The sequence below is a fragment of the Paenibacillus algicola genome, from assembly GCF_005577435.1.
GTDB lineage: Bacteria > Bacillota > Bacilli > Paenibacillales > Paenibacillaceae > Paenibacillus_AQ > Paenibacillus_AQ algicola.
The window spans coordinates 4,073,589-4,098,535 of sequence record NZ_CP040396.1; the positions used below are offsets into that span (position 1 = coordinate 4,073,589).

Annotated in this window: 23 protein-coding genes; all 23 read right to left on the reverse strand. The window is 46.4% G+C overall.

The genetic code is table 11. The annotated features are described in order from the left end of the window. Positions 1-143: 143 nt before the first annotated feature. On the reverse strand, positions 144-1,556 hold the full coding sequence (locus E6C60_RS19030; protein WP_217496354.1) for a methyl-accepting chemotaxis protein: 1,413 nt from the start codon (positions 1,554-1,556) through the stop codon (positions 144-146). Between the two features lie 330 nt (positions 1,557-1,886). After that, entirely contained in the window at positions 1,887-2,771 is an 885-nt protein-coding gene (locus E6C60_RS19035; protein ID WP_138227245.1) for a YitT family protein, read from the reverse strand. A gap of 18 nt (positions 2,772-2,789) precedes the next feature. Continuing rightward, positions 2,790-3,903, reverse strand: a protein-coding gene (gene prfB / locus E6C60_RS19040) for a peptide chain release factor 2 (RefSeq protein WP_233281264.1) whose coding sequence is annotated in 2 segments (ribosomal slippage) — positions 2,790-3,830 and positions 3,832-3,903 — 1,113 coding nt in all. Because the reading frame shifts where the segments join, the coding sequence is not laid out codon by codon here. A 216-nt stretch (positions 3,904-4,119) separates the two neighbouring features. Continuing rightward, positions 4,120-6,627 carry a preprotein translocase subunit SecA gene (secA, locus tag E6C60_RS19045; protein WP_138227247.1) on the reverse strand — a complete coding sequence of 836 codons (2,508 nt, stop codon included), beginning with the start codon at positions 6,625-6,627 and terminating at the stop codon, positions 4,120-4,122. A gap of 449 nt (positions 6,628-7,076) precedes the next feature. Beyond that, complete coding sequence (gene hpf / locus E6C60_RS19050; protein WP_138227248.1) at positions 7,077-7,643, reverse strand: ribosome hibernation-promoting factor, HPF/YfiA family; 567 nt, start codon at positions 7,641-7,643, stop codon at positions 7,077-7,079. 187 nt (positions 7,644-7,830) lie between these two features. Next, entirely contained in the window at positions 7,831-8,028 is a 198-nt protein-coding gene (locus E6C60_RS19055; RefSeq protein ID WP_138227249.1) for a cold shock domain-containing protein, read from the reverse strand. A gap of 764 nt (positions 8,029-8,792) precedes the next feature. Next, positions 8,793-9,980 carry an IS256 family transposase gene (locus E6C60_RS19060; protein ID WP_138227250.1) on the reverse strand — a complete coding sequence of 396 codons (1,188 nt, stop codon included), beginning with the start codon at positions 9,978-9,980 and terminating at the stop codon, positions 8,793-8,795. Positions 9,981-10,146: 166 nt separating this feature from the next. After that, positions 10,147-11,292, reverse strand: coding sequence for a DegT/DnrJ/EryC1/StrS family aminotransferase (locus E6C60_RS19065; RefSeq protein ID WP_138227251.1), 1,146 nt, complete (start codon positions 11,290-11,292; stop codon positions 10,147-10,149). Between the two features lie 6 nt (positions 11,293-11,298). Continuing rightward, entirely contained in the window at positions 11,299-11,931 is a 633-nt protein-coding gene (locus tag E6C60_RS19070) for an acetyltransferase (protein WP_138227252.1), read from the reverse strand. A gap of 12 nt (positions 11,932-11,943) precedes the next feature. Next, the gene (neuC, locus tag E6C60_RS19075) at positions 11,944-13,083 is read right to left on the reverse strand and encodes a UDP-N-acetylglucosamine 2-epimerase (protein ID WP_138227253.1); all 1,140 of its coding nucleotides are present in this window, start codon (positions 13,081-13,083) and stop codon (positions 11,944-11,946) included. Further along, a complete protein-coding gene (gene neuB, locus E6C60_RS19080) occupies positions 13,080-14,108 on the reverse strand; it encodes an N-acetylneuraminate synthase (RefSeq protein ID WP_233281061.1) in 1,029 nt (342 codons plus the stop codon). Before neuB ends, neuC begins: the two co-directional genes overlap by 4 nt. 26 nt (positions 14,109-14,134) lie before the next feature. After that, the gene (locus E6C60_RS19085) at positions 14,135-14,839 is read right to left on the reverse strand and encodes an acylneuraminate cytidylyltransferase family protein (protein ID WP_138227254.1); all 705 of its coding nucleotides are present in this window, start codon (positions 14,837-14,839) and stop codon (positions 14,135-14,137) included. Further along, positions 14,823-15,857, reverse strand: a complete 1,035-nt coding sequence (locus E6C60_RS19090; RefSeq protein ID WP_138227255.1) for a UDP-N-acetylglucosamine 4,6-dehydratase family protein — start codon at positions 15,855-15,857, stop codon at positions 14,823-14,825. The genes E6C60_RS19085 and E6C60_RS19090 overlap by 17 nt, the downstream gene beginning before the upstream one ends. A 48-nt stretch (positions 15,858-15,905) precedes the next feature. Next, complete coding sequence (locus E6C60_RS19095) at positions 15,906-17,711, reverse strand: motility associated factor glycosyltransferase family protein (protein WP_138227256.1); 1,806 nt, start codon at positions 17,709-17,711, stop codon at positions 15,906-15,908. Between the two features lie 172 nt (positions 17,712-17,883). Further along, positions 17,884-18,150: a hypothetical protein gene (locus E6C60_RS19100; protein ID WP_138227257.1), complete on the reverse strand. Its 267-nt coding sequence runs from the start codon at positions 18,148-18,150 to the stop codon at positions 17,884-17,886. Between the two features lie 74 nt (positions 18,151-18,224). Further along, positions 18,225-18,608, reverse strand: a complete 384-nt coding sequence (gene fliS / locus E6C60_RS19105) for a flagellar export chaperone FliS (protein ID WP_138227258.1) — start codon at positions 18,606-18,608, stop codon at positions 18,225-18,227. A 16-nt stretch (positions 18,609-18,624) separates the two neighbouring features. Then, positions 18,625-20,124, reverse strand: a complete 1,500-nt coding sequence (fliD, locus tag E6C60_RS19110) for a flagellar filament capping protein FliD (protein ID WP_138227259.1) — start codon at positions 20,122-20,124, stop codon at positions 18,625-18,627. Positions 20,125-20,135: 11 nt separating this feature from the next. Beyond that, positions 20,136-20,510 carry a flagellar protein FlaG gene (locus E6C60_RS19115; protein WP_138227260.1) on the reverse strand — a complete coding sequence of 125 codons (375 nt, stop codon included), beginning with the start codon at positions 20,508-20,510 and terminating at the stop codon, positions 20,136-20,138. A gap of 178 nt (positions 20,511-20,688) precedes the next feature. Then, complete coding sequence (locus E6C60_RS19120; RefSeq protein WP_138227261.1) at positions 20,689-21,459, reverse strand: flagellin N-terminal helical domain-containing protein; 771 nt, start codon at positions 21,457-21,459, stop codon at positions 20,689-20,691. A gap of 148 nt (positions 21,460-21,607) precedes the next feature. Further along, positions 21,608-21,841, reverse strand: coding sequence for a carbon storage regulator CsrA (gene csrA, locus E6C60_RS19125; RefSeq protein WP_138227262.1), 234 nt, complete (start codon positions 21,839-21,841; stop codon positions 21,608-21,610). 2 nt (positions 21,842-21,843) lie between these two features. After that, positions 21,844-22,284 carry a flagellar assembly protein FliW gene (gene fliW, locus E6C60_RS19130; protein ID WP_233281062.1) on the reverse strand — a complete coding sequence of 147 codons (441 nt, stop codon included), beginning with the start codon at positions 22,282-22,284 and terminating at the stop codon, positions 21,844-21,846. Positions 22,285-22,409: 125 nt separating this feature from the next. Then, positions 22,410-23,327, reverse strand: a complete 918-nt coding sequence (gene flgL, locus E6C60_RS19135; protein WP_138227263.1) for a flagellar hook-associated protein FlgL — start codon at positions 23,325-23,327, stop codon at positions 22,410-22,412. 17 nt (positions 23,328-23,344) lie between these two features. Beyond that, positions 23,345-24,937, reverse strand: coding sequence for a flagellar hook-associated protein FlgK (flgK, locus tag E6C60_RS19140; RefSeq protein WP_138227899.1), 1,593 nt, complete (start codon positions 24,935-24,937; stop codon positions 23,345-23,347). Positions 24,938-24,947: the final 10 nt, after the last annotated feature.

The following is a 24,947-nucleotide window of genomic DNA, read 5'->3' on the forward strand; positions in this document are numbered from 1 at the left end:
ATGTTCCATTATAGACCCTATTCGCCCTGAGATTAAAGAGGTTCTCTAAAATTCGCTCTCCCGGCAGCAGAATTTCTGCCTCACCTTGGACTCCATAAAAAAAGCAGCGCAGAGGGCCTCCCTCCACGCTGCTTCGGCGATGCTTACTTGATCATTTCTTGAGCCTGCTGTGCGGCCTGGCTCATGCCTTCTGCGATCGTCTCGCTGTCCTGGGTGAGCGTCTCGATCGAGGCACTCATCTGCTCCAGGCTGGCTGAGGTCTCTTCAATAATGGAGGCCAGCTCTCCGGTCGCAGATTCAATCTCGGCCGACTGCCCCATCACTTGCCGGGATAACTCGGTGAAATGAACCAGATTCTCGTCCAGATGAGCCAGCGTCCGGGACGCTTTATCGAGATAGGCAGACACCTCCTGAGAGGCCTCCAGATTCCGGGCAATATTCCGGCCGCTGTCGTTCATTCGCTCCATCGTATTAGCACTGCCTTGATTGAGCCTCATCAGGTTGACGGTAATTTGCTCCGTCGTCCGGGAGGTCAGCTCTGACAGCTTGCGGATTTCTCCCGCCACCACAGCGAAGCCGCTTCCTGCATCACCGGCTCTCGCGGCCTCGATAGAAGCGTTCAAGGCCAGCAGCTGGGTCTGCTGGGTAATGTTACGGATGGAGTCGGTTAATTCATTCGTTTCATCCAGTACATTCGCCACATCCTCAAACGATGTGTTCATCTCTTGGATGTTAAGGTTCAGGCGGCTCAGGTCTGAGGCCAGCTGGTCCATTTTGCTTCGGCCTTCCTTCGCTTCTTCATTAATCTCAGCCGACTCGCTTTTCAGCTGAATCGAGGTATCCCATAGACTCTGCATTCCCTGCTTCGTTTCAGCCGCGTGCTGGGCAATATCGGAAATTTGCTGCGACTGACTCTGGCCGCCCCGGGACATTTCATCGACCGCAGACGCCATCTCGCGCTGGGCTGTCTTGTGCTGCTGAATCCGCTCATTCATTCCCTGAATGCTCACCGTAATCTTCGTTACGGCATTCTCCAGCTCACTCTTCTCCCTTGAACGCGCTGCCGCCTCTTCAGACGTACGGGCAAGCAGCTCTGATATTTGCTTGAACTGGCCGTCCGAGATACGAATGATGACGATCATCATCATGCCCATCAGGAGATACAACAAGATCGCGAAGGTGTACAGCTGCACGATGCCTTCCTCTGACGATAAGACAGAATTCATAACCATATTGATCAAGCCCGCTATAAATCCGGTCAGAAACCATTTCAGCCGAAGCTGCATCGCCGAGAATACCAATAAGAAATAAATGATCAGAATGACGGCGATTGAGGAGCCATCCATCCAGTTTCCGATTGCCGTGAAGATGTACGCCAGAATAATAGCGGTGAGCGGAAAGGCGTACGGTTTCTTCAGCGCATAACTGCATATCAAATAAGACAGCACGATGCAAGCTAGTGCAACACCATAGACAACGGCCAAGCGTCTGCCTCCAGACAGCAGGTACAAGGAGGTTACCGCAATCAGTGTGATCCCCATGGCAATCACCATCATTCTGTTCTTACTAGATGTATCCTTTAGCTTCATTTGCTCTATGACATCCATCTTGACTGACTCCCTCTTTCTCTTTTGTAAACTTAAATGTGTATTAACTTTATATATCGACAGTGCTTGCAGAAATGAATAGGGGAATCTACAAAAATATACCGCCTCTTCCGCACCCTATCTCCTTTTGAAGATGAAGTTATGTAAGCGCTTATACTTATGGAATGCTAAAAAAGCTTTCCCCCTCGCCCAGCGGCAACACGTCCACAGGCAGGGAGAAAGCGGTGAAATGCCGGGCTGGAACTTAGCGCCAGCCTCTATGCATGCCCAAAAATTATTTCATTTCATTTTGAACCCTTCGCCCAGCACCTCATGCGCGTTGCTAATAATAACAAACGCCTGCGGATCAACCGCTTGAACGACGGTCTTCAGCCTTGGAATTTCATTCTGTCCTACAACGACCATTAGCACCGTGCGATGCTCCCCTGTATATCCGCCCTCGGCGGTCAGCTTGGTCAAGCCGCGGTCCAGATCCTCCAGAATGGCTCGTGTGATGGAGTCGGTGTGGTCGGAGATGATATAAGCCACTTTGGTGAAGTTAAAGCCCATCTCCACCGTGTCGATGACCTTTCCGGTCACATAAAGTCCGATCAGGGCATACAGCGCCTGCTCCAGAGACAGCACCCAGGCCGCGGATAGAATGACAATGCCGTCCAGCAGCACGACACTGAAGGAGAAGCTGAGCCCCGTATACTTCTGCACGAGCTGAGCAAGAATTGTCAGTCCGCCGGTGGAGCCCCGGCCCCGATAGACGAGTCCCAGGCCGATTCCGACCCCGATCCCGCCGTAGATCGCTGCCAGCAGCGGATTTCCCGTAGGCGCCGCCCAGTCCTGCGTCAGGTAGACGAACAGAGGCAGAATGATGCTGCCTAGCAGGGAACGCAGGCCATACTCCCGACCCAGCAGCAAAAAGCCGAGCAGGAACAGCGGAATATTCATGCCCCACTGCGTATACGCCGGCTGAATCCCCAGCCATTCCTGAGCCAGGATAGACAGTCCTGCTACCCCACCCGATGCAATGCCGTTCGGCAGGAAAAACAAATTGAACGACAGGGCCATCATCAATGACCCTGCCGTCATAAAAATCAGGTCCGCCGCCCGGCGAACCGGCCCGTTCACCGGAATCCACGGCTCTCGCCGGCGGCGGCGGTGAGAAGATGACATCAGAGATTGTTCGCTCCTTTACTTCACGTCCTGCTTGATCTGACTGCGTAAGTACCCGTCTATAAACAGATTCAGATCGCCGTCCATGACGGCGCCTACATTGCCCGTCTCTACCTGGGTGCGATGATCCTTAACCATGCTGTACGGATGGAAGACATAAGAACGGATCTGGCTGCCCCACGCAATATCCGACTGCTCGCCGCGGATCTCAGCCAGATGCTGCTGCTGCTCTTCAATTTTGCGCTCATACAGCTTGGAGCGAAGCATCGTCATCGCCCGCTCGCGGTTCTTGATCTGGGAGCGCTCGTTCTGACAGGTGACGACTACACCCGTCGGAAGGTGCGTAATCCTTACGGCCGAGTCTGTGGTGTTAATATGCTGTCCACCAGCGCCGCTCGCCCGGTACGTATCAATCTTGAGATCCTCGGTGCGAATCTCCACTTCCACATCGTCCGTAATCTCCGGAACCACGTCACAGGAGACAAAGGATGTATGGCGACGGCCCGAGGAGTCGAACGGCGAGATCCGGACGAGACGGTGCACGCCTTTTTCCGCCTTCAAGTAGCCGTAAGCATTGAAGCCCTTGATCAGCAGCGTCACACTCTTGATGCCCGCTTCATCCCCAGGCAGATAGTCCAGCGTCTCCACCTTAAAGCCGCTCTTCTCCGCCCAGCGGGTGTACATGCGAAGCAGCATCTGGCCCCAGTCCTGTGACTCTGTACCGCCGGCGCCGGGATGCAGCTCAAGAATCGCGTTCATTTTGTCATAAGGCTGGTTCAACAGCAGCTGCAGCTCGAACTCTTCCAGGCGCTTGACAAGCTCCTCTACGGACTGCCCCAGCTCGCCGACAAGCTCATCGTCGCCCTCTTCGTCAGCCAGCTCGATCATGACGACCATGTCGTCGTAATCCTGCTGCAGCTTCTCGTATTTATCGACCGAGGATTTCACCGCGTTCATCTCCGCGATAATCCCCTGCGCTTTCTCATTATCGTCCCAGAAATCGGGCGCGGCCATTTTCTCTTCAAAGTTCTCAATCAATTCCTGCTTGAGATCTAAGTCAAAGAGACCCCCTAAGGTTGGTAAGTTTCTTGCTGATTTCGCGAAGGTCTTGCTTGATGCTTGGATCGATCATCATATCTCGTCCTTTCTTGGTTAGCACTTCTCTCTATTATACCCTGACCGCCAGGAAAAACGTTCCTCAGACGCTAAACATCACGGTGCACATAAACTCCCTCAAGCAGCGGGCAGGAACAGCACCGGACCTAACGGTCAGAGTGATGCTCCATAGCTCGTACTCAAGGGAGTTCGGGAAAAGGACTGCACTCACGGCAGCCCGATATTTATACAATTATGCGTTCAGCCCATGGCAGTTCTTATACTTCTTGCCGCTGCCGCATGGACAAGGCTCATTCCGCCCTGCTTCGTCCTTAACTTGTACCGGACGCTTCTGGGCAGGCTCGCCGTTCGTGGACACCTTGCTCTCCTCCACAACCGCTTGACGCTCCTGATTGGACTGGATCTGTGCCTTCATAATGTAGGTAGAAACCTCTTCCTGGATCGTAGCAATCATGGTGTTAAACATTTCGAAGCCTTCGAACTGGTATTCGCGAAGCGGATCTGTACCGCCATAGGCGCGAAGATGAATACCTTGACGCAACTGGTCCATCGCATCAATATGGTCCATCCACTTGCTGTCCACTGCCCGCAGCACGATGACCTTCTCGAACTCACGGACAAGCTCGGTACCGATGGATTCCTCACGCTCGGCATATTTCTTCATCACACGCTCGAAGAGATATTCGGAAATATCGTTCATTTCCTTGCCCCACAGCTCGTCCCGGGTTACGGCGCCTTCTTCCAGCAGCTTGCTGTTAACGTATTCCGCAACCTCCTCCAGCTCCCAGTTCTCTGGAATGTCATCCGCACAGTGTGCCTCAACGACCCGGTCGATCACCGGCTTGATCATGTCCAGCACGATCTGCTTAATGTCTCCGGACTCCAGAATTTCACGGCGCTGCTTGTAGATAATCTCGCGCTGCTGGTTCATCACATCATCATACTGCAGAACGACCTTCCGCAGGTCAAAGTTATTGCCCTCAACGCGCTTCTGCGCGGACTCGACCGCCCGGGTAATCATGCGGCTCTCAATCGGCTGATCTTCCTCAAAGCCGAGACGCTCCATCATATTCAGCACGTTATCCGTACCGAAGCGCTTCATAAGCTCATCGCCCAGCGACAGGTAGAACTGGGTGGAGCCGGGATCGCCTTGACGTCCGGCACGACCGCGAAGCTGATTATCAATCCGGCGGGATTCATGGCGCTCGGTGCCGATAATGTGCAGACCCCCAATATCCTGTACGCCTTCACCCAGCAGGATGTCCGTACCGCGGCCCGCCATGTTGGTGGCAATCGTCACCGCTCCCGGCTGTCCCGCACGGGAGATAATCTCTGCTTCCTCCGCATGGTATTTCGCGTTCAGCACCTTATGCTTGACGCCCTTGCGCTTCAGCATGTCTGACAGGCGCTCGGAGTTCTCGATGGATACCGTACCGACAAGGATCGGCTGATTGTTCTTGTGGCGCTCCACAATCTCTTCCACAACCGCCTTGAACTTGCCGTCTACACTCTTGTAGACCACATCCGGCTTGTCCACGCGCTGGTTCGGACGATTCGTCGGCACCTGCAGCACTTCCAGGCCATAGATTTTCTTGAATTCCTCTTCCTCTGTCTTCGCCGTACCGGTCATGCCGGCCAGCTTGCGGTACATCCGGAAGTAGTTCTGAAACGTAATCGTAGCGAGCGTCATGCTTTCGTTCTGGACCTCGATGCCTTCCTTCGCCTCAATCGCCTGGTGCAGCCCGTCGCTGTAGCGGCGGCCGGCCATCAGGCGGCCTGTGAACTCATCGACGATCACGACTTCATCTTCTGTCACGACATAATCTACATCGCGGCGCATAATGACGTTAGCTTTCAGCGCTTGTACAATATGATGATTCAACGTCACATGGTTGTGATCGTACAGGTTATCAATGCCGAAGGCGCGCTCCGCCTTGGCGACCCCTTTTTCGGTGAGAGATACAGCCTTGACCTTGATATCGACCGTGAAGTCCTCTTCTGGCTCCAGGCGCTTAACGAAACGGTCTGCGGCATAATAGAGCTCTGTCGATTTCTGGGCCTGGCCAGAAATGATGAGCGGCGTCCGGGCTTCATCGACGAGAATGGAGTCCACCTCATCAATGATGCAGAAATGAAGAGGACGCTGGACCATCTGTTCCTTATACAGGACCATGTTGTCGCGCAGGTAATCGAAGCCGAACTCATTGTTCGTGCCGTACGTAATGTCGCAGGCATACGCCTCCTGCTTCTGGGTATGCTCCATCCCGCTCAAGTTGACTCCAACTGTCATGCCCAGGTAGTTGTAAATCTGCGCCATCTCTTCGCTGTCCCGTGTTGCCAGATAATCGTTGACGGTAACCACGTGAACACCTTTGCCACTCAGCGCGTTCAAATAGACCGGAAGGGTGCCGACCAGCGTCTTGCCCTCACCCGTCTTCATCTCGGCAATGCGGCCTTCGTGAAGAGCCATGCCTCCGAGAAGCTGTACATTATAATGGCGTTTGCCCAGGGTTCGTCTGGACGCTTCGCGCACGGTCGCAAAGGCTTCCGGCAGCAGCTCGTCCAGTGCAGCCCCCTTCTCCAAGCGCTCGCGAAACTCTACCGTCTTGGCTTGCAGTTGCTCGTCCGAGAGTGCCTGAAACTCAGGCTCCATATTATTAATCACATCGACTGTTTTCATCAGACGCTTGACATCACGCTCGTTGGTGTCGCCGAAGATCTTCTTGACAAGTCCTAGCATGGTTTACCCCTTTCGTGCAAAACGAATATAATCAAACCGATTTCATACTCACGATCAAAGGGCTGTCTGGATGAAATCGATCAGTTGAAGCTCAATATCCTCAATAAATAGTGATAATCCTGCCATGCAGGGACCAGCCCTCTTCCGCAGGATAAACGTTATATGAATTGTAACAGTTTGTAAGAGATGCCGCAACACAAAGAGAGACTTCCGGGCTCACATTAAAGAGCCCTGCTGCGATCCAGCGGCAGGGCTCCCCTTACATTTACGTTGCATGTTTCATCATTGTCCTGTACCGAGCAGCGCCCCATCCTGGATGGTTTAACCGGTCGTCACGAAAATGAGCCTTTTCAGGTAAGATCAAGGTCATTCAGTGCAAGATTCGGTCCTGCGTTACACCTGCCAGAGGATCTCAGGATAAGAATCCCGCTTCCTGCAGCCGCTGACCGCTAGTCCCGCTCAATGAGGCCGTACTTACCGTCATCCCGCTTGTACACGACATTCACTTGCTGTGATTCAATATTAGTAAAGACAAAGAAATCATGGCCAATCATGTTCATCTGCAAGATCGCTTCCTCCACGTCCATCGGCTTCATCGTAAACCGCTTGGTACGCACCACTTCCAGATCATCATCATCGGTTTCTTCCGGCTGATCCAGCGCAACCACACCGGCTGCCGAGCCATTCTCCACGAAGAGCGTCTTCAGACTGCCCTCTTGGCGGAACTTGCGGTTCAGCTTGGTCTTGTGCTTACGGATCTGACGTTCCAGCTTGTCCACAACCGCGTCAATGGAAGCATACATATCGTCGCTTCGGTCCTCTGCACGGAGCATAACGCCCGGCAAGGGAATGGTCACCTCCACGGTGTGCAATCCCCGGATCACGTTCAACGTGACATAGCCTTCCGAGGTGGGGGGTGCATCGAAATACTTTTCGAGTCTGCTGAGCTTCTTGTCAACATAGTCCTTCAAGGCGTCGGTCACTTCAATTTGTTGTCCTCGAATACTGAATTGCATAGGGCACTCCTCCTTTGCTCCTTCATTATAGCACTTTGTTATGGGGATGTAAAAAGAAGCTTTTTGTCACCATCATAGTCACCATAAGTCCATAAAAAAGACCCCGGATCCTCCAGGGTCTTCTCGCTACGAATCTTTAATTGTTAACCATCGAACCATTATATGTAGGTCGGCCAAGCCGGGATGATTATAATTTGATTACGTTAGCTGCTTGCGGTCCACGCGCGCCTTCAACGATTTCAAACTCCACGTCTTGTCCTTCTTCGAGGGTCTTGAAACCTTCGGTTTGGATTGCGGAGAAATGTACGAATACGTCGCCGCCTTCTTCTGTCTCAATGAAGCCATAACCCTTCTCAGCGTTGAACCATTTAACTTTACCTTGCATGCACTAACATTCCCTTCATCATCAAATAAAGTGTGGCACCCTGTCCACATTTTCGACTATACCACCGGGTCACTTGCGTTGTCAACGCAGCGGCAATTCGGGCGGAAATCAAAAATGAAAAGGCTGTCATGGAGTTTTTACCCGCTTTAGAAGGGGGTGAAACAGGGGGAAGGAATTTAGTAGTTTAATGTATTTAAATGAATCTTGCCACCTCCTCGCTCAAGTCTTATGGCAGATACATTTCTGGTTTGTCTAAGCTCGTGGCATAGCCAACTACATAGTGACAGATTATCACTTGATTGGAGGCATTATTGAAGTCCACTCGCATTCTGTACCCGCAAGACATCCGCATCTCGGTTCAGGATTCTGCGACCAAAATCGAATCAGGACATCCGTATCGAGACTCATCTTAGCGAACGTATCGGTACGAAAGTTCGTCGAACGAAATTGACAACGCATTCGTGCGATTTTGCTCATTCTAAAAATTATAACTGATTTTTGTAATGTTTAGCAGGTTTACCCTGTGATTTTCTTATTATCAAAAGCATTATCGTGGAATCATGGCTTATAATACTATTAATACAGCAATAACCCTCAAAGATATCTAATATATCATTCTCTCTAAGATCCCAATAGTGGTGCTGGTAGCGTCAAGAAGTTTGTGTAAGGCGGTAAGGATATCCATCGGGACGATGGATATGAGTGATGTCTGAATGTTGAGACCGTGTTGTTCGTGGGGAACAAGCCCCACGTTTGTGCGGTCGTTACTGGTTACTCATGGGTAGCGGATAGCGTTCGTCAAACATCTCAGCAAGCTTCTTTTTGACCTCTGTCATTCCGAATCCAGGTGTGACGCGTTCTGCATACGTATCGTTGTACTCGATGCATTGTAAGTAGACGACTTTCTCGGCCGCATCCATATTCGTTAAACTGTTCATTGGCTTGAGCCGCTTACGAAACTCCTTGTTCATACGCTCGATGGGGTTCGACGTATAGATGGCCTTCTTCAGTGCTGCGGGGTACTTGTAGAACGTCAACAGCGTCGACAGCTGGCTCTCCCATGACTTCATCTCCTTCGGGTAAAGCTTGCCCCATTTGGATTTCACCGTGTCGAAGGCGGCAAGCGCCATCTCATGGTCGATCGCGTTATAGATCGTTTTCAGATCGTTTATCACGTCGGTCTTGTGCTCCACCCGAATCTTCGGGAAGGTCGCTCGGACCTTGTGTACGATGCAGTGTTGCACATCGGCCTTCGGGTAGGTCTCCCGGAAGGCATCGTCCAAGCCCGGCAAGCCATCGAACACGCCGAGCAGTACTTCTTCGACTCCACGGCTATAGAGGTCTTTCAACACCTCGCGCCAGCCGTTAGAACTCTCCTGCCCGCCGATGTAGAAGCCGAGGATCTGACGATGTCCGTGCTCGTCGATCCCCATCGCGAAATAGATGACCTCGCCGCTTACCGTGCTGCGCTTTAACTTGACGTGCATCCCGTCTAAATAGATGACGGCGTAGCGCTTGGAGAGCGGACGTTCCTGCCAGATCTGAATGTCTTCAAGCACAGTTGCCGTAATATTGCTTACCGTCGTCGGAGAATAGTGGCTGCCGAACATGCTCTCGATGAAGCGAGCGACGTCACGGGTGCCCATGCCGCTTTTGTACATTTGGATGACAGCTTCCTCCAACCAACCGTCACGACGTTGATACGGTTCGAACACTTGCGTCTGGAACTCGCCGTTACGATCTCGCGGAACCGACAGGTCCTCGATGTTGCCGTATTTCGTGTGAAGGGAGCGCTTGTAGTAGCCATTGCGGCTATTGTGTCTGCAGGACTCGTCCGATTCCATAAAGGCTGTAATTTCAGCACGCATTATGCGCTCGAGGTTATCCTGTACAAATTGCATGACAAGATTTTCAAATAGATTATTCATCGTGTTTTCGGTTATATTAGTCATCGGTAGGGTCCTTTCTCTGGTGGCATCGCAACCCCGAGAATACCCTACTTTTTTTGTGTTCGGCTAGACCACAAATTCTGGTACACAACTTATTTTACGCTCTCGAATTGTTCAGAGTATGCAGAAGTTGTTCTACTAATGTCTCCAACCTTATCATTTTATATACTCAAGTAATATATTGTACTAGCTTATCAATGACCTTGCCTTGATCTTCTCTGCTCATCTTAGTATCGGATGGCAAACAAATTCCTCGTCTAAATAGTCGTTGACTTACATCTGATTCTCCGTAATGATAGTAAACTGAGTCTTTAAACAAAGGCTGCAAGTGCAGGGGCTTCCACACAGGGCGGGATTCAATATTATATTGCTCTAAATAATCGACGACATCACACGGTGTCACCTTCAAATTGTCAGGATCAATCAACATGGCGGTTAACCATCTCGTCGATTTACCATAAGGAACATCAGGCATAAATGAAATACCTTTAATTGTTGCTAGAGATTCATTATAAAGGTTGAAAATCTCTCTTTTACGAAAGATCCTATCTTGAAGCACCTGCAGTTGCCCTCTCCCTATACCAGCCAATACGTTACTCATACGATAGTTAAATCCGATATGACTATGCTGATAGTACTTAGCGGAATCCTTAGCTTGGGTTGCGTAAAATCTAGCCTTCGCTAAAAGCTCGGTATCATCGGAAACGAGCATGCCACCGCCTGAGGTCGTAATAATCTTATTTCCGTTAAAAGAAAATACTCCGAATTTACCAATTGTCCCACTCATTCGTTTACCGTAAGTAGCACCTAAGGATTCGGCAGCATCTTCGACTATAGGCACTTCAAATTCATCACATATCGATTTGATCCGATCATAATCGGCACTTTGCCCGTAAAGATTAACAACAATAACCGCTTTAGGTTTATGTCCTTTAGCCGCATAATCTTCAAGAGCATTCTTCAAAGCTTCAGGCGACATATTCCAGGTCTCAGGCGTGGAGTCAATAAAGACAGGTGTTGCGCCTTGATACAGAATAGGGTTAGCACTTGCCACAAAAGTCAGTGATGAACAGAAAACAACATCTCCACGACCAACATTGAGCAATATAAGTGCCAGATGAATGGCAGCAGTCCCTGAACTTAAAGCTACAGCCCCTTTGCTACCAACAAATTGTGCAAGTTCTTGTTCAAAACAGTTTACATTTTGACCTAGCGGGGCTATCCAGTTTGTCTCAAACGCTTCCGAGATATACTGCTGCTCCTGACCGCTCATATGCGGGGAAGATAAATAAATTCTGCCACCACGTTCTACCATGTTGTATCATCCCTTACGTAATTTGATAATTTTCGCTGGACAACCAACGGCTACCGCATGATTAGGTAAATCGCAGATTACGCATGCACCCGCTCCGATAACGGTATTGCGGCCTACTCTCACTCCTGGGACGATAGCTGTACCGATTCCAATATGAACAGAAGCTTCAATATTTACAGAGCCAGCCATATTCACCCCAGGAGATATATGGGCATAATCAGAAATATGACAGTCATGATCTACCGTTGCCGATGTGTTAATAATGACATGTTCACCGATAACCGCGTCCGTATTGATAACGACCATTGGCATGACAACAGTGCCTTCTCCTATAGTTACATTAGATGATATGACTGCACTAGAATGTATAGCATTACCGAAGCGCCCACCGGATTTAGCTAGCATACAAGCTATTTTTTTTCTGGTTTCATTGTCACCAATAGCTATGATAAACAATGCCTCTGGAAATTGATTCTGGATATCTGGCAAACGATCAGCACCACCTAAGACCGAAAGACCGTTCCATTCTTTAGTCTGAGCCTGATCATCCATGACACCAACGATCTTCTCGGAACGGGAGCGCAAAATGTCAATGACAACCTTAGCATGTCCGCCAGCTCCATAAACGATATAACTCAAGGCTCTCTCTCCTTAGTAAGTAATCGTTTTTTGAATAAGTTCCTGCGAGTACGATATTTTTTTTAATAGCTCCACAATCCGAGCGCTTGTATCCGGCCTACTGTACACATTATGTACAGTCTTCAGCTTTCGCTGGAACGAATCACTGAACACCTCATTTAGCGCCATAATTAAAGCCTCTGCACTGATGGGAATATCAATAACATTAGCGGATCTTTCTCTCCTATTCTGACGCGAACCGATATTGATGACAGGCTTATTAAAGGATGCAGCTTCAATAATTCCGGAGGAAGAGTTACCAACCAGAACAGAACAATTCTTGAGAACAGTCAGATATTCCAGTTGTTTGAAATTCGTCACCCGGTGCAGCTTTTGTGCCGAAGCATATGAATCGTAAACTTCTAAAATAGAATCCGCTCCAGCATCCGAGTTTGGCATGATGCATATGATCTCTCGTCCACTGGCGAGCAGTGAATTCAGCATGTAACGAAGCACCAGAAGATCATGCTCCTCTGTTGTCACAGGGTTATATGCGAATAAAAAATACTCCTTCGCTAGGGGCAAGCCATATTGTTCAGCTACTTCCATCCACTCAGGTAATATTGTCTTCTCTATCGTCTCCAGCCTTGGAGCACCTATGACATGAATGCGCCACTCGTCTTCTCCTAGCTGAATAAGCCTCTGCCTACTGCCTTCCGTAGCTGCAAGATGAATATGTGCAAGCTTGCTGATAGCGTGACGGACAGACTCATCAATCGTGCCCGATACCTCTCCACCATGAATGTGAAACAGAGGAATGTTCATATATGAGGCTGCAATGGCTGCCGCCAGCATTTCACCTCGATCTCCTAGAACGATTATGCTGTCCGGCTGAAGTTCCTCTACAGCTTGAGTCATTCCCATAATGGCCAGCCCGACGCCTCGCGACATATTGGCATGAGTCGCCCCCTGAAGGACGCATGAAACTTGGGCTGAAATCATAAAGCCATCCTTCTGAATCTGCTCCACAGTATAGCCATGCTGGTGCGATAAATGCATACCGGTTACGATGAGATGTAAATCTAGGTCTACATCGCTCTCTATCGCTCGCAGCATTGGATAATAAATGCCGTAATCAGCTCTTGTGCCTGTTACTACCGCGATTTTCTTCATTTTAGGTCGCTCCATTGAAGCAATTGTTCCTCTTCCACATCATGAAGCAACTGTCTTCCGATCAGTTCAAAATAATACTTCGGCTCTATTCCCGTCCCAGGACGCTTAACAGCTATATCTTGCTGTGTTAGCACGTCCCCCGCACTTTTTCGGCATGCCATGACAATACTTTTTCGAGCCACTAATTTGGTGTTTTCTTCTGAGGGCATACATCTTTTGACACCGTCTCCTAAGGCCTGTTCCACATTACGAATAGCTTGAACCATCTGCTTGAATGCTTGAGGTTCAAGTGACGCCTTATGATCGGGCCCTGGAAGTGTTCGATCTAAAGTGAAATGCTTCTCTATGATTCGTGCTCCCATCGCTACTGCTGCAATAGTAATTTCAATCCCATCGGTATGATCGGAATATCCCGTTACTTTTCCGAAGCGGTCCATCATCGTTTTCATAGCCAACAAATTCACATCCTCCAAAGAAGCAGGATAATCAGATGTACAATGAAGAAGAGCGACGTCGCTCTTTGTAAACATACCTAGGGACGCTTCAACCTCTTCAAGATTAGCCATGCCCGTAGACAGAATCACCGGTTTTTCAAATTGATTGATGCAAGCCAGAAAAGGAAGATTGTTCATATCACCTGATCCAATTTTAAAAGCAGTCACTTCAATACGGTTCAGAAACTCAGCGCTTTCCTCATCAAAGGGTGTCGATAGAAAATCAATGTCTTTGTCCTCACAATATTGCTTTAAAGCTATAAACTCTTCAAAGCTCAGCTCTAACTGTCGGAGCATGTTTAACTGGCTCTCGGTAGCATCCGTATGTTCTGTTTGATACTTCGCTTTCACCGCTTGCTTAGTCACCAGCTTTTCGCTCTTAAAGGTTTGAAACTTTACAGCATCTGCACCGCAAGCCACAGCCTGATCAATGCATTCCTTAGCTCTTTGAAGTGAGCCATTGTGATTAACACCAATTTCAGCAATAACATATACTTTATGCTCACCCATGGATAGCCGTGGTTCACTCATGGCTCCTCACTCCCTCCCATGTCATATCAGTGATGCTGAGTCTTGCGTAGATAGACCTCTGCCACTTCTAAATCTAACTCATCGTCTATATCAATGGATCGGCTCTTCGGCATAATATAACCACAGTTATTCGCTCCCACTAAAGAGCTTTGTTCCATTAAAAGTTGTTTCTTGACGATATAGATCGCACCATTTAAAACAAATAGCTCTTCTAAATCCTGTCTCCTTAACCGTTCATCTTCTACCGATTGATAAGGACTGAGCTGAGAATCATTAAACTTCCTCAATAAAAAAGGATGCTGCATGACCGGACAGACACTCTGCAAAGAGTCAGCATCATTTTGTTGGAATATGCTGTACGCCTCATCAATATCAAGTGAGTTCCGCAGCGGTGAGGTTGGTTGGAGCAGAACGATATGCTCGTAAACCTTACCCTGCCCCTCATAAAATTCAATAGCATGCTGGAGAACATCAATCGTTCTAGAGTGATCTTCCGCTAATGCATCAGGTCTCATGAAAGGAATCCTCGCTCCAGCTTCAACTGACACCCGTGCAATTTCCGGACAATCTGTCGATACGATGGTTTGATCAATAAATCGGCTGCCTAAGGCAGCCTCAATTGTGTATTGAATTAACGGCTTCCCGTTAATCAATCGCAGGTTTTTTCGCGGTACTCCTTTTGATCCACCCCGGGCAGGGATAATCGCTATACATTTATCTAGCTTTTTCATACGTTGCCTCTTTCGCAAATCCCAAGCCATGATTTTCGAGTAATTTCCGTATCTCATTAGGGTATATACGCGGCGCCGTCATAGATGAGTATTCTTGACGGGGAGCCTTATTAAAGCCTTCATATTGGGGTTCAGTCGTTATGAATGAAGAAGGAATGATATACATTCTGTCATTCTCCAGAGCCCGCTCGGATTCCTCGAGCGTCATCAGCTCTTCATACATCTTCTCTCCCGGTCGAATTCCCGTTTCAGTGATCTTGCCAGCAAACCCGTGCCCTGACGCCTCTTGAAATGATTCGATCAAGCACTGGGCAAGATCTGTGATTTTGAGAATCGGCATTTTAAGAACAAATACCTCACCGCCCTGAGAATACTGCGCAGCATCTATAACAAGTTGAGCAGCTTGGGGTATGGACATCATAAATCTGGTCATGTCTTTATGTGTGACCGTCACCTGCTGCCCCTTTAAGATCTGCTCCCGAAACAGCGGAATGACAGAGCCTCTCGAACCCATCACATTACCAAATCTCACACACGAAAATACAGTTCGTTTACTACCTTTATATAGACTAGCTGCAGAGATCAATCTTTCGGATAGCAACTTTGTTGCTCCCATGGTGTTCGTTGGATTAACTACTTTATCTGTGCTAATAGCAATGACTTTCTCCACATTGTTCTCAAGCGCTGTTTCGATTAAGTTTTGTACCCCGATGACGTTTGTTTTGACCGCTTCCATCGGGTTATATTCACAAGAAGGAACATGCTTAAGCGCCGCAGCATGGAATATGTAATCCACCCCTTCCATAGCGTAGCTGAGCCTTTGCTTGTCCCGAATGTCACCAATCAAATAACGAACATTATTGAATTGCTTGAGCTCCTGCTGCAGATCAAACTGCTTGCTTTCATCTCGACTAAATATACGAACTGCCTTAGGGCTCTGCATCAATATTTTTCGAACAATTTCGCTGCCGATTGAGCCTGTACCACCCGTTATCAATATCACTTTATTCGTAAACATGCTTACCTCCGGATATAAGACATTGTGAATGTATAAAATAAGAAAATATTAGTCCAAATCCGAAGATTCGACTTCTTGAAGTTTATCCATTCGACGAATGGCTTCCATGAACATATCCTGTAGCTGCGGGATCCGTTCATCTATATCTACAAGCAGCTGCCCCAAATGATCATAAACCAAGTCTGTTTTACGAATCAGATCCTGCTCCGTAATAATGATAGGCAGCAGCTTATCAAATTTAGCAATTTGCAGCGGAATGATCGATTCCATAATCGGCGAAAACCAATCTCTATTGGCAATAGAACCCCATAAATTTTCGATAAGTTCTAGTTTTTTCTGAGCTTTTAAAGGCTTGGTACGGCTTAATTCCCGTAACTTATTCATGTTTTTTTGTAGAACAACGATTTCAGAGCGAACAATAAGTAAATCCGTTAACGTAGCTTCCACCCTTTGTTGCACGTTCAATACTCGATTACGGTCTAGTCCGTTTGTATTTTCATTGATCCAGTCCCCAATGGCATTTGGAGAAATATTATCTTTTTCAGCTAGTAATTGATCATACAATGTCTCTATCGGCTGAAATGGCGCACCCTCTATAACAGCTCCATATCGACTTGTATTGATAAATTCTACTTGGGTCAGTGTTTCGATTAATCTTTCAATATTTTCTTTCATATGAAAAAAAGTATCATTCGATAAGTTTGTACCACCCTTTACATTAGGAAGCTCTTTATTCGCAGATTTAATCATTGTATTTACTGTTTCATTGGTAAAATGATTAATTCCATCCGTGTACAGTTGATGATTCGGAAATGATAGATCTTGTCCAGCTAATATAATTCTCTTTGCTCCTAAATAAGCCGCCGCCTGAATGGATGTCCCAGCAACTGTTGCTGTAGGGTACATTAGAAGCTCATCTCTATCCTTCTGAAAAAAATATTGAGAGACAGCATCACCTTTCATAATGCTATGCACCTTTTCATGTTTCTTCGCATCTGAGATCTCATAATACGAAGATGTTGTAAATAGCAGTGGTGATTTTAAAGCATTTGGGTTTGAAAAAACCTTTTTGTTTATGGGGTGTCCGTCCATAATAACTGTCAAATGTGGTTGAATACCATTTTTAATTAGGGCCTGTATACTGGAACCCGCTGCAATAATCAGAACATGTGGCTTTAGCTTTTTCAAGTAGTCAATGTCCTCTTGAAGAGACGGGCCGGAGGATACAACTACCGCAGTCACTCCTTCAAAAGCGTAAAACAGTTGTTCAATTGATGGCGTATGTAGCGTGTCCGCTATATGATACAAATAGTTCTGAGTCCAATCCTCTCGAAAACGATTCTCCGTGAACTTATTGGCATAAAAGGTGTCTCTATATTCCAAAAACTGTGATTTAATATCCCGTAAATGGTCCATATCCATTTCCAAGTAATGGCGTAAGGCCACAAATGCCAAATCTTTAATCATATAACTACAAACCATATGAAACAGCATGTTTAATTGTTTTTCTCCGACAGAGAGCCAGTAAAAGTTAGGATGCGATAGTAACAGGCTAACGTCATACTGGGAAAGTGTTTGATTAAACAAGCTTACATCTGGTTCATAAACAAAAAACCAACGATCCGGATATTGATCAAGCAGGTCTGCAATACTGAGCCCTCTTCCAAAGCCATATACAAATACAATTTTGCAGTCTTTTATAGAATTTTCTACAGCTTGAAGCCATAAGTCATCACGATCTATCGCTTCTTTATAATCAATAGGGTTGTTTAAACTATTGGAATCATTTAGTCCTTTTATAACATGCGGAAATCGGTCTGATAGCGGATTATAGTTATATTGTAAAATTGACATGAGAATACCACCAATCCAAAAGTAAGTTGATTCTATAATAAATATATCGGTATCGGTTCTACGGTAGTGAATATCACATCAAAAAAACCCCTCTAGAAAGGAAAAAAGCATCTCCTGTCGCTTTATTAAATCTGGTAGATTTAATTACAACAACAGAGATGCTTAATCTTATTTATTTTCTTTTATCAATGAAGTAGCTATCCAGTTGATGAGTATGCATATACGCATTTTGCTGAACACGAATGGACTCTCTTCGCTCCATCCAATTTCCGGCCTCATCTTTTAAAGAATGCATTCGCTCCAAAATGATGGGATCATGCTTTAAAATCTCACCGATTCTTCGTTTATGCTCTTCGTTCATTAATTTTTGAAGTGGTTCCATCTGGTTCACGATATCTTCTCTTGTCATCGTAAATTGCTCAAAACCATCCTCATCCATGTTAGACAGTTTAATAAGCTGATTTAACGTCAGGTATTCAAGTCCATCAATCAACTCAGTCAGCCTATTCGAACTCATACAGCCCCACCAGCTCCCGGCATTCTGCTCGCTTCCACCCAAGCTTCACGTAATTCAGTTAAATGATTCAGCACTTCTCGAGCAGGTGCCGCATCCTTATTTACGTTAGCTACAATGAGTTGACTTACCATGTAATCGTATATCTTCAATAAGTCATTTGAAATCGGATAATCAAAATTCAAGGCAGATATTAATTCATGTATAATTGCTTGCGCTTTACAAAGGTTATTGTTTGACTTCTCAATATCCCGCTCTTCAATTCCTTCAATTCCGGAGCGCAAAAACCGGATAGCCCCATCATAAAGCATGATAAGAAGTTTTGGTTTCGAAGCAGTCTGAGCCTGTACCTGCTGATATTTCTGATAGGGGGAGTTAATCATTATTTATAACCTCCTTTTACGCCATAAAACCTGCAAGACTTGAAGACGTACTGTTATATCGATTAATAGCCGTTTCCATTGCACTAAATTTCTTGAAATAATTCGTTTCAATTCGATTCAACCGACTTGTCATATCGCTAATTCTGCGATCTAAACTTGTTAATTGCTCTCCCATTGAGCTCGTATTAAGGAACGTTGATGATAAATCACTGCTGACCTTAGACGTACCTGCAGTCTCGGCCATCCGCTGAAGACTTAGATTTGTGATTTTTGTCAGTTTTGTATACACACCATCCAGCTGGGTATATTCGCTTTTTAAAGCCGTCGCAGGATCCTTTTTAACAAAAAAGTTGCTGACGATCTCAGGGTCAGCTTCTAATGCCTTTTTGAGCTTATCCTGATCCAAGATAAGTTTCCCTTTAGTATCGTACGTTCCAGTCGTGATGCCAAGCTCTGTCAGGATTAACGGTTTACCATCATCTCTTCCGATATCTACACCTTGCATGAGAGCCGTACGCATCTGAGTAATCGTATCCTGCAAAATACCATCACTCTTCAGCATACCACTCTTAGCCTTAGAGGTCCAAAGCTTGGCTTCCTCATCACTCATAGCCGCTCTTTCCTCGGTACTGAGAGGATGATACTTTCTAAACCGCTCCTCGCCCACCTTACTGTTTAAGAGGGCCAAGACATCGTTGTATGCATCAACAAAGCTTTGAACATTCTCTACAATTTTATCTGTATCCTTCGAAACCTCTATGCGAGTAATGGCTCCGATCGGTGTCTTACTCTTTAATGTAATGTTTACTCCGTTAAGTTCAAATGAATTGGACGATTTCGTAATTGCCAATCCATTAACCGTTAATGCTGCATCGGTACCTGCTTTAGAGTGTAATTGAAAAGCTGATGCAACATTTGCATCTAGTTTAATTGCTGCTGAACCTGTTGCTTTACTCGTTAGGGATAGACCGGAACTATTGTCATAAATGGCTGTTACACCAGCCTCTTTGCTACTATTAATCTTTTTCACGAAGGATTCAATTGTATCCTCAGCAGTAACGGTTATCATTGCTTCACCAACTTGGACCTCTCCTGGGAGAATTTTCGGATTCAAATTAGATAGCAAAGTTGAGCTAGCTACATTAAAGCTAATAGAATCTCCGTTAGCATCTACATTTAGTGCTGTAACTGCCCTTGATGACGTCGCCAAGTCCTTTACGGTAATTTCCATTGTTCCACTAGCTGTAGACGAAGCAACGGCAGACAAGATATCTAGGTTACCGGAGACGTTTGCCTTTTGAGCACTGATCGAGCTGCTTAGACTCAGCTTCGAAAGCTTTTCCTGAAGAAACGATACTAATTTCGTACTTGTCTCACGATAACTCTCCCGTTTCCACTCCAGCAATTGCTTTTGTTGATTTAGCTTATCTAGAGGCTTGCGCTCGGCTTGCATCAATTTCTTCACCATTGCGTCAATATCCATGCCGGATGCTAGACCACTAATTCTAGTTACCATGCTCTCATCTCCTATACTTTCTCATCTATGATGAACCCTGTTATTTCCATCATCCTTGCTGCTAAATCTAAAATCTTTTCTGGTGGAACTTCTCGAATCAGATCACCGGTCTCTTTATTCAAGACTTTAATCATCACTGTATTCGTTTTCTCATGAATAGAAAACTCAAGTGTCTTTTGCGGGCCTTGTATTGCATCAATTGCCTTTTGAAGCTGCTGGATAGCTTCATCCATCGTCTGCTGTGGTTTGGTATCTCCTGATGGCACCTGAGCCGTTGCTTGTATAATTGACAGGCTCTTTTCTGTACCCAACATTGAAGTAACTCGCTTGTTTACAGATGTTTGTGTAACGACTGGAACATTATTGGATGAGACTATTCGATCCATATCATAAACCTCCACATATTGTTATTACAAACTCAGTGAGTGTGATCAAGGATGATATTTATAAATAGCTGTTACATTATATATCGGACAATCATTACATATATTTATGAAAAATAAAAAAAAAGATCCTGCTAAACGCAGGATCTTTTGCTCTTTCAGGCTGCTATGTCCGTTGCTATTAACGAAGCAGTGACAGTACGCCTTGTGGCGCAGAGTTTGCTTGTGCAAGCATTGACTGGGAAGCCTGCAGCAAAATATTGTTCTTGGACAGGTTAACCATTTCCTTAGCCATATCGGTATCACGAATACGGGATTCGGAAGCAGTCAGGTTTTCTACTGTTGTACCCAGGTTGTTAGAAGTGTACTCCAGACGATTTTGAACAGCACCCAATTTAGCACGTTGCTTAGCAACCTGTTCAATTGCATCCGTTGTTGCTGTAAGTGTTACTGAAGAATCCAAACCTTTAAAGCCAGTTGAGTCGATACCATTAATCGTGATTTGGAAAGTATTATCATCTGCTTGGATAGCAACAGAAGAACCGGAAATGTTAATTCCGTTAAACTTCGTGTTTTCCAAAATGCTGTCGATTTGTGCACCCAATTGTCCGAGCTCAGCTTTGATATTGGACTTGTCACCAGCACTGTATGTTCCGTTCTCTTGCTGTACTCCAAGCTCTTTCATACGAGTCAGCATCGCACTAACTTCGTTCATTGCACCCTCAGCTGTTTGAGCAAAGGAGATACCGTCTTGAACGTTACGTTGAGCTTGCTCAAGACCACGGATTTGACCACGCATTTTCTCGGAGATCGAAAGACCTGCAGCATCGTCAGCAGCACGGTTGATACGAAGACCGGAAGACAATTTCTCCATGTTCTTGCTAGTTGCGTTCGTATTCAGACCCATGTTACGGTGAGTGTTCAAAGCTGGAATATTGTGATTGATAATCATTGTTTATTTCCTCCCTGAAATCGTTTAATCCCACATCCTTGTGGTATGAGCGTCTTCACAGGTCGGCCGCCCTGAAGAATTGCCGCTCTATTATATATATCGTCAGAAAGAATCGTCATTTAATAGCTAAACTAATTTTTTATAATATTTATTTATTATCATCCATCATTTTCATTAACGCTAACATTCCGGCAGGTGATGGTTTAGCAGATTCCTGATTCGACTCCTGAATAGAAAGGTATACTTCCTTCCTGAAAATATCTACATGCTTAGGAGCCTTTATTCCAATTCGAACCGTTTCTCCTTCAACACTAAGAACCGTAAGCTCGATTTGATCCTGAATAACGATAGATTCTCCTAGTTTCCGAGATAGCACCAGCATGGCTATACACCTTCCTTTTCATTCAGTCCTTGTGGATGCTGCCACAATAAATGCTTGGTCTGATATGGAACCTGACGAAGAACGATCTGTTTGGCTAGCCTGTTCTTCGGATTAAACACAAGTGGAGCCAAGAGATTAACCGTGGAATCTTTAACGCTGTCCCTAACGGTTAAGATACACTTTATGAATAAATCATCATCAATGTGTAACTCTTCTGCTTCGTTATCCGGTAGATCAAATTCATAATCTGGATAAAATGAAAAGGGATCGGTCACCACAAAAGATAGGTCCTTATTCTGCAGGGATTGCATATACATAAAAGGACTATTCTCTTCAAATAACAGAGCAAATTGATGTTCGTTCTCGAAGCCCGGAATCCCCTTAGGGAAATGATAAATTTGTTCTTCAGGCATTTCAATTTCTCCAAATACTGCAGTATTCAAGTTCAGAGGGATCACTCCTAATTTCATTATAAATGAAAGAAAGCCATAGACGTTTACGTGCATCTACGACTTTCTAATCTTGTACTTTCTATTACTATTCTAACTCATTCACTTCATTTATAAATTTATCGCAGGAAATCCACCAACGAAGGCTGAATAATCTTGGCACCAGCAGATAGTGAAGCGTTGTAAACATTCTCCTGTATTTGCGAACGCATAATTAATTCAGTATAATCAGCATCCTCAGTTTTAGCTTGCAACTTTGATAAATTCAGATCAAGATCTTTCAATCGCCCTTCAATTAGCTCAACCCGATTTGTCTTGGCCCCTACTTCCGCACGCATCGTAAGAATACGTTCGAGGCTCGTCTCAATATTTGATAATTCATCACTCACGGCACTTTGATCTCCTGCAAGAAGAGAATGTGAGATGCGATCCATCATAACAAAGACGTTATCATTTCCAGAACCAAAAGCATCATTTCCTGAAACGTTAATCCCGATCTTTACGTTCTCTCCTACAAGATATTCGACCGATCCATGATCAGTCTGAATTACGTATGCTCCAGAGGTATCTATAGAGCCGTCTAAATAGTTAGGAAAATCAAAAGGGGCCTTATCATACTGCTGTCCGTTAAAAACATACTTGCCATTCAATCTACTATTTGCTATATCAACAAGCTGATTCTTTAATTGCAAGACTTCCTGGCTGACACTGTCCAGGGCTGATTGAGGATTTGTACCTGTGGAGCCCTGAACTGTTATTTCCTTCAGTCGGTGCAGAACATTTCCGGCTTGATCCATCATCGTATCCGTAAAACCAAGCCACGACAGCGCGCTGTCCACATTCTTCTGATACTGTTCATTCGACGCAATCTCTCCGCGATACCGAAGCGAATAAGTGATCCCTACAGGATCATCCGACGGCTTGTTAATCTTCATGCCAGTGGACATCTGAATTTGTGTCTCATTCATACTTCTCGCATTACGGTTCAGGTTCTGCAGCAGCTGATTGCTCATCATATTGGATGTGACTCTTAACATGCTATCTCACCCCTTCCTTATCGGCCAACAACGCCTGTTGAATTAATCAGCTTATCCAGCAGCTGGTCGAATGTCGTCAGGAAACGAGACGCCGCACTGTAGGCATGCTGAAATTTAATCATATTCGTCATCTCTTCATCCAAGGAAACGCCACTGACGGACATGCGGCGAGTCTCGACCTGTGTCACCAAAAAAGAAGCATTATCGGTTTGCCGTCCCGTCTCCTGGGCTTGCACACCCAGCTGTCCGACCATAGAGCTGAATAGACCGTTGATGGTGGAGCTATTGCTGCCGCCAGGAACAGTAAACATGGAGTCCTTCAGCGTCGTCAGCAGCTTCGCCATATCATTATTCCCTTTAATGACTGAATTGCCGTCGGAGGACAGGCGCATGGAGGTAGCGATCTTGTCTGGATTGTCCGAAATAACCTGGTTCAGGCGGATATTGCCGGCGGTAATCACGCTGCCGCCATCCGCGGCTGTAAAGAAAGGAACACCCGGATCGGTAGAGCCGTCCATCGTATAGCCCAGCTGGTGCAGGCCATTGAAGCCTTGAACGACCGTCGATACATCCTTCTGCAGAACAGCGCCGGCAGGGATCGGTTGACCGGCTGTCACCGTGCTGGTTACACCACTCACAGACACTTCAGCATCTGACGTCAGGATGGTACCTGCCGGTGGCATTGCGCCCGCAGGAAGCTTCACTGTAACATCGCCGTTTACAAGGGTATTGGCCAGTGTATTAATCTGAGACTGGTAATCGGACAGCAGCGTATCCCGAGAGATGATCATCCCGTGAACCTCACCGCTGTTGAGATCACCGCCAGCAAAGGCAGCGCCAAGGAACGTGCTGTCCACTGCTGCCGTCACCGCACTGCCCTCTACCAGACTCTGCCCGCCCATAGATATGTTATATCCGCCGGCTCCTTCAGAAACTGTGATGTTCATAATGCGCGACAGCTTGTCCGCCATCAGATCACGCTGATCCCGCAGGTCGTTTGCATGATTACCTGCACTCTCAATTCTGGTAATTGTATGGTTCAAATCTGCGATAGAGGTCAAGTATCCCTGAATCTCTTTCGCTTTCACTTCAATGTTAGAATTCAAATCTCGGCTAAGATTGTTCAGCTGGGTGTCCATGTGATTCAGCGCGTCGGTTAATGATTCAGCGGTCTGCTTCACGATCTTGCGCGCTGTAGGATCCTCCGGATTCTTCGAAAGCTCTGAAAATGAATTCCAGAATTGGTCCATGACCTTGCGAATGCCGCTATTGGAAGGCTCATTAATGATAGCTTCCAGCTTATCCAGCGTGTCATACTGAATTCCCCAGCTGCCATAAGAGCTGTTCTCTCCGCGGAACTGGTCGTCTAAGAACTGCTCCCGAATGCGCTCAATGCTAGTAAACTCCACACCCGTGCCCAGCTGGCCCGGAGCCGTGGAGCGATTGATGCCATAGGCTTCAATCGGCAGAGAGGCCTGCATCTTCACAACCTGTCTGGAATACCCTTCAGTGTTGGCGTTAGCAATATTATGTCCTGTCGTGCTAAGGGCAGCAGTCTGAGTAAACAGGCTTCGCTTGGCCGTTTCTATAGAATGAAAAGTTGATCTCATCACGCTCAAT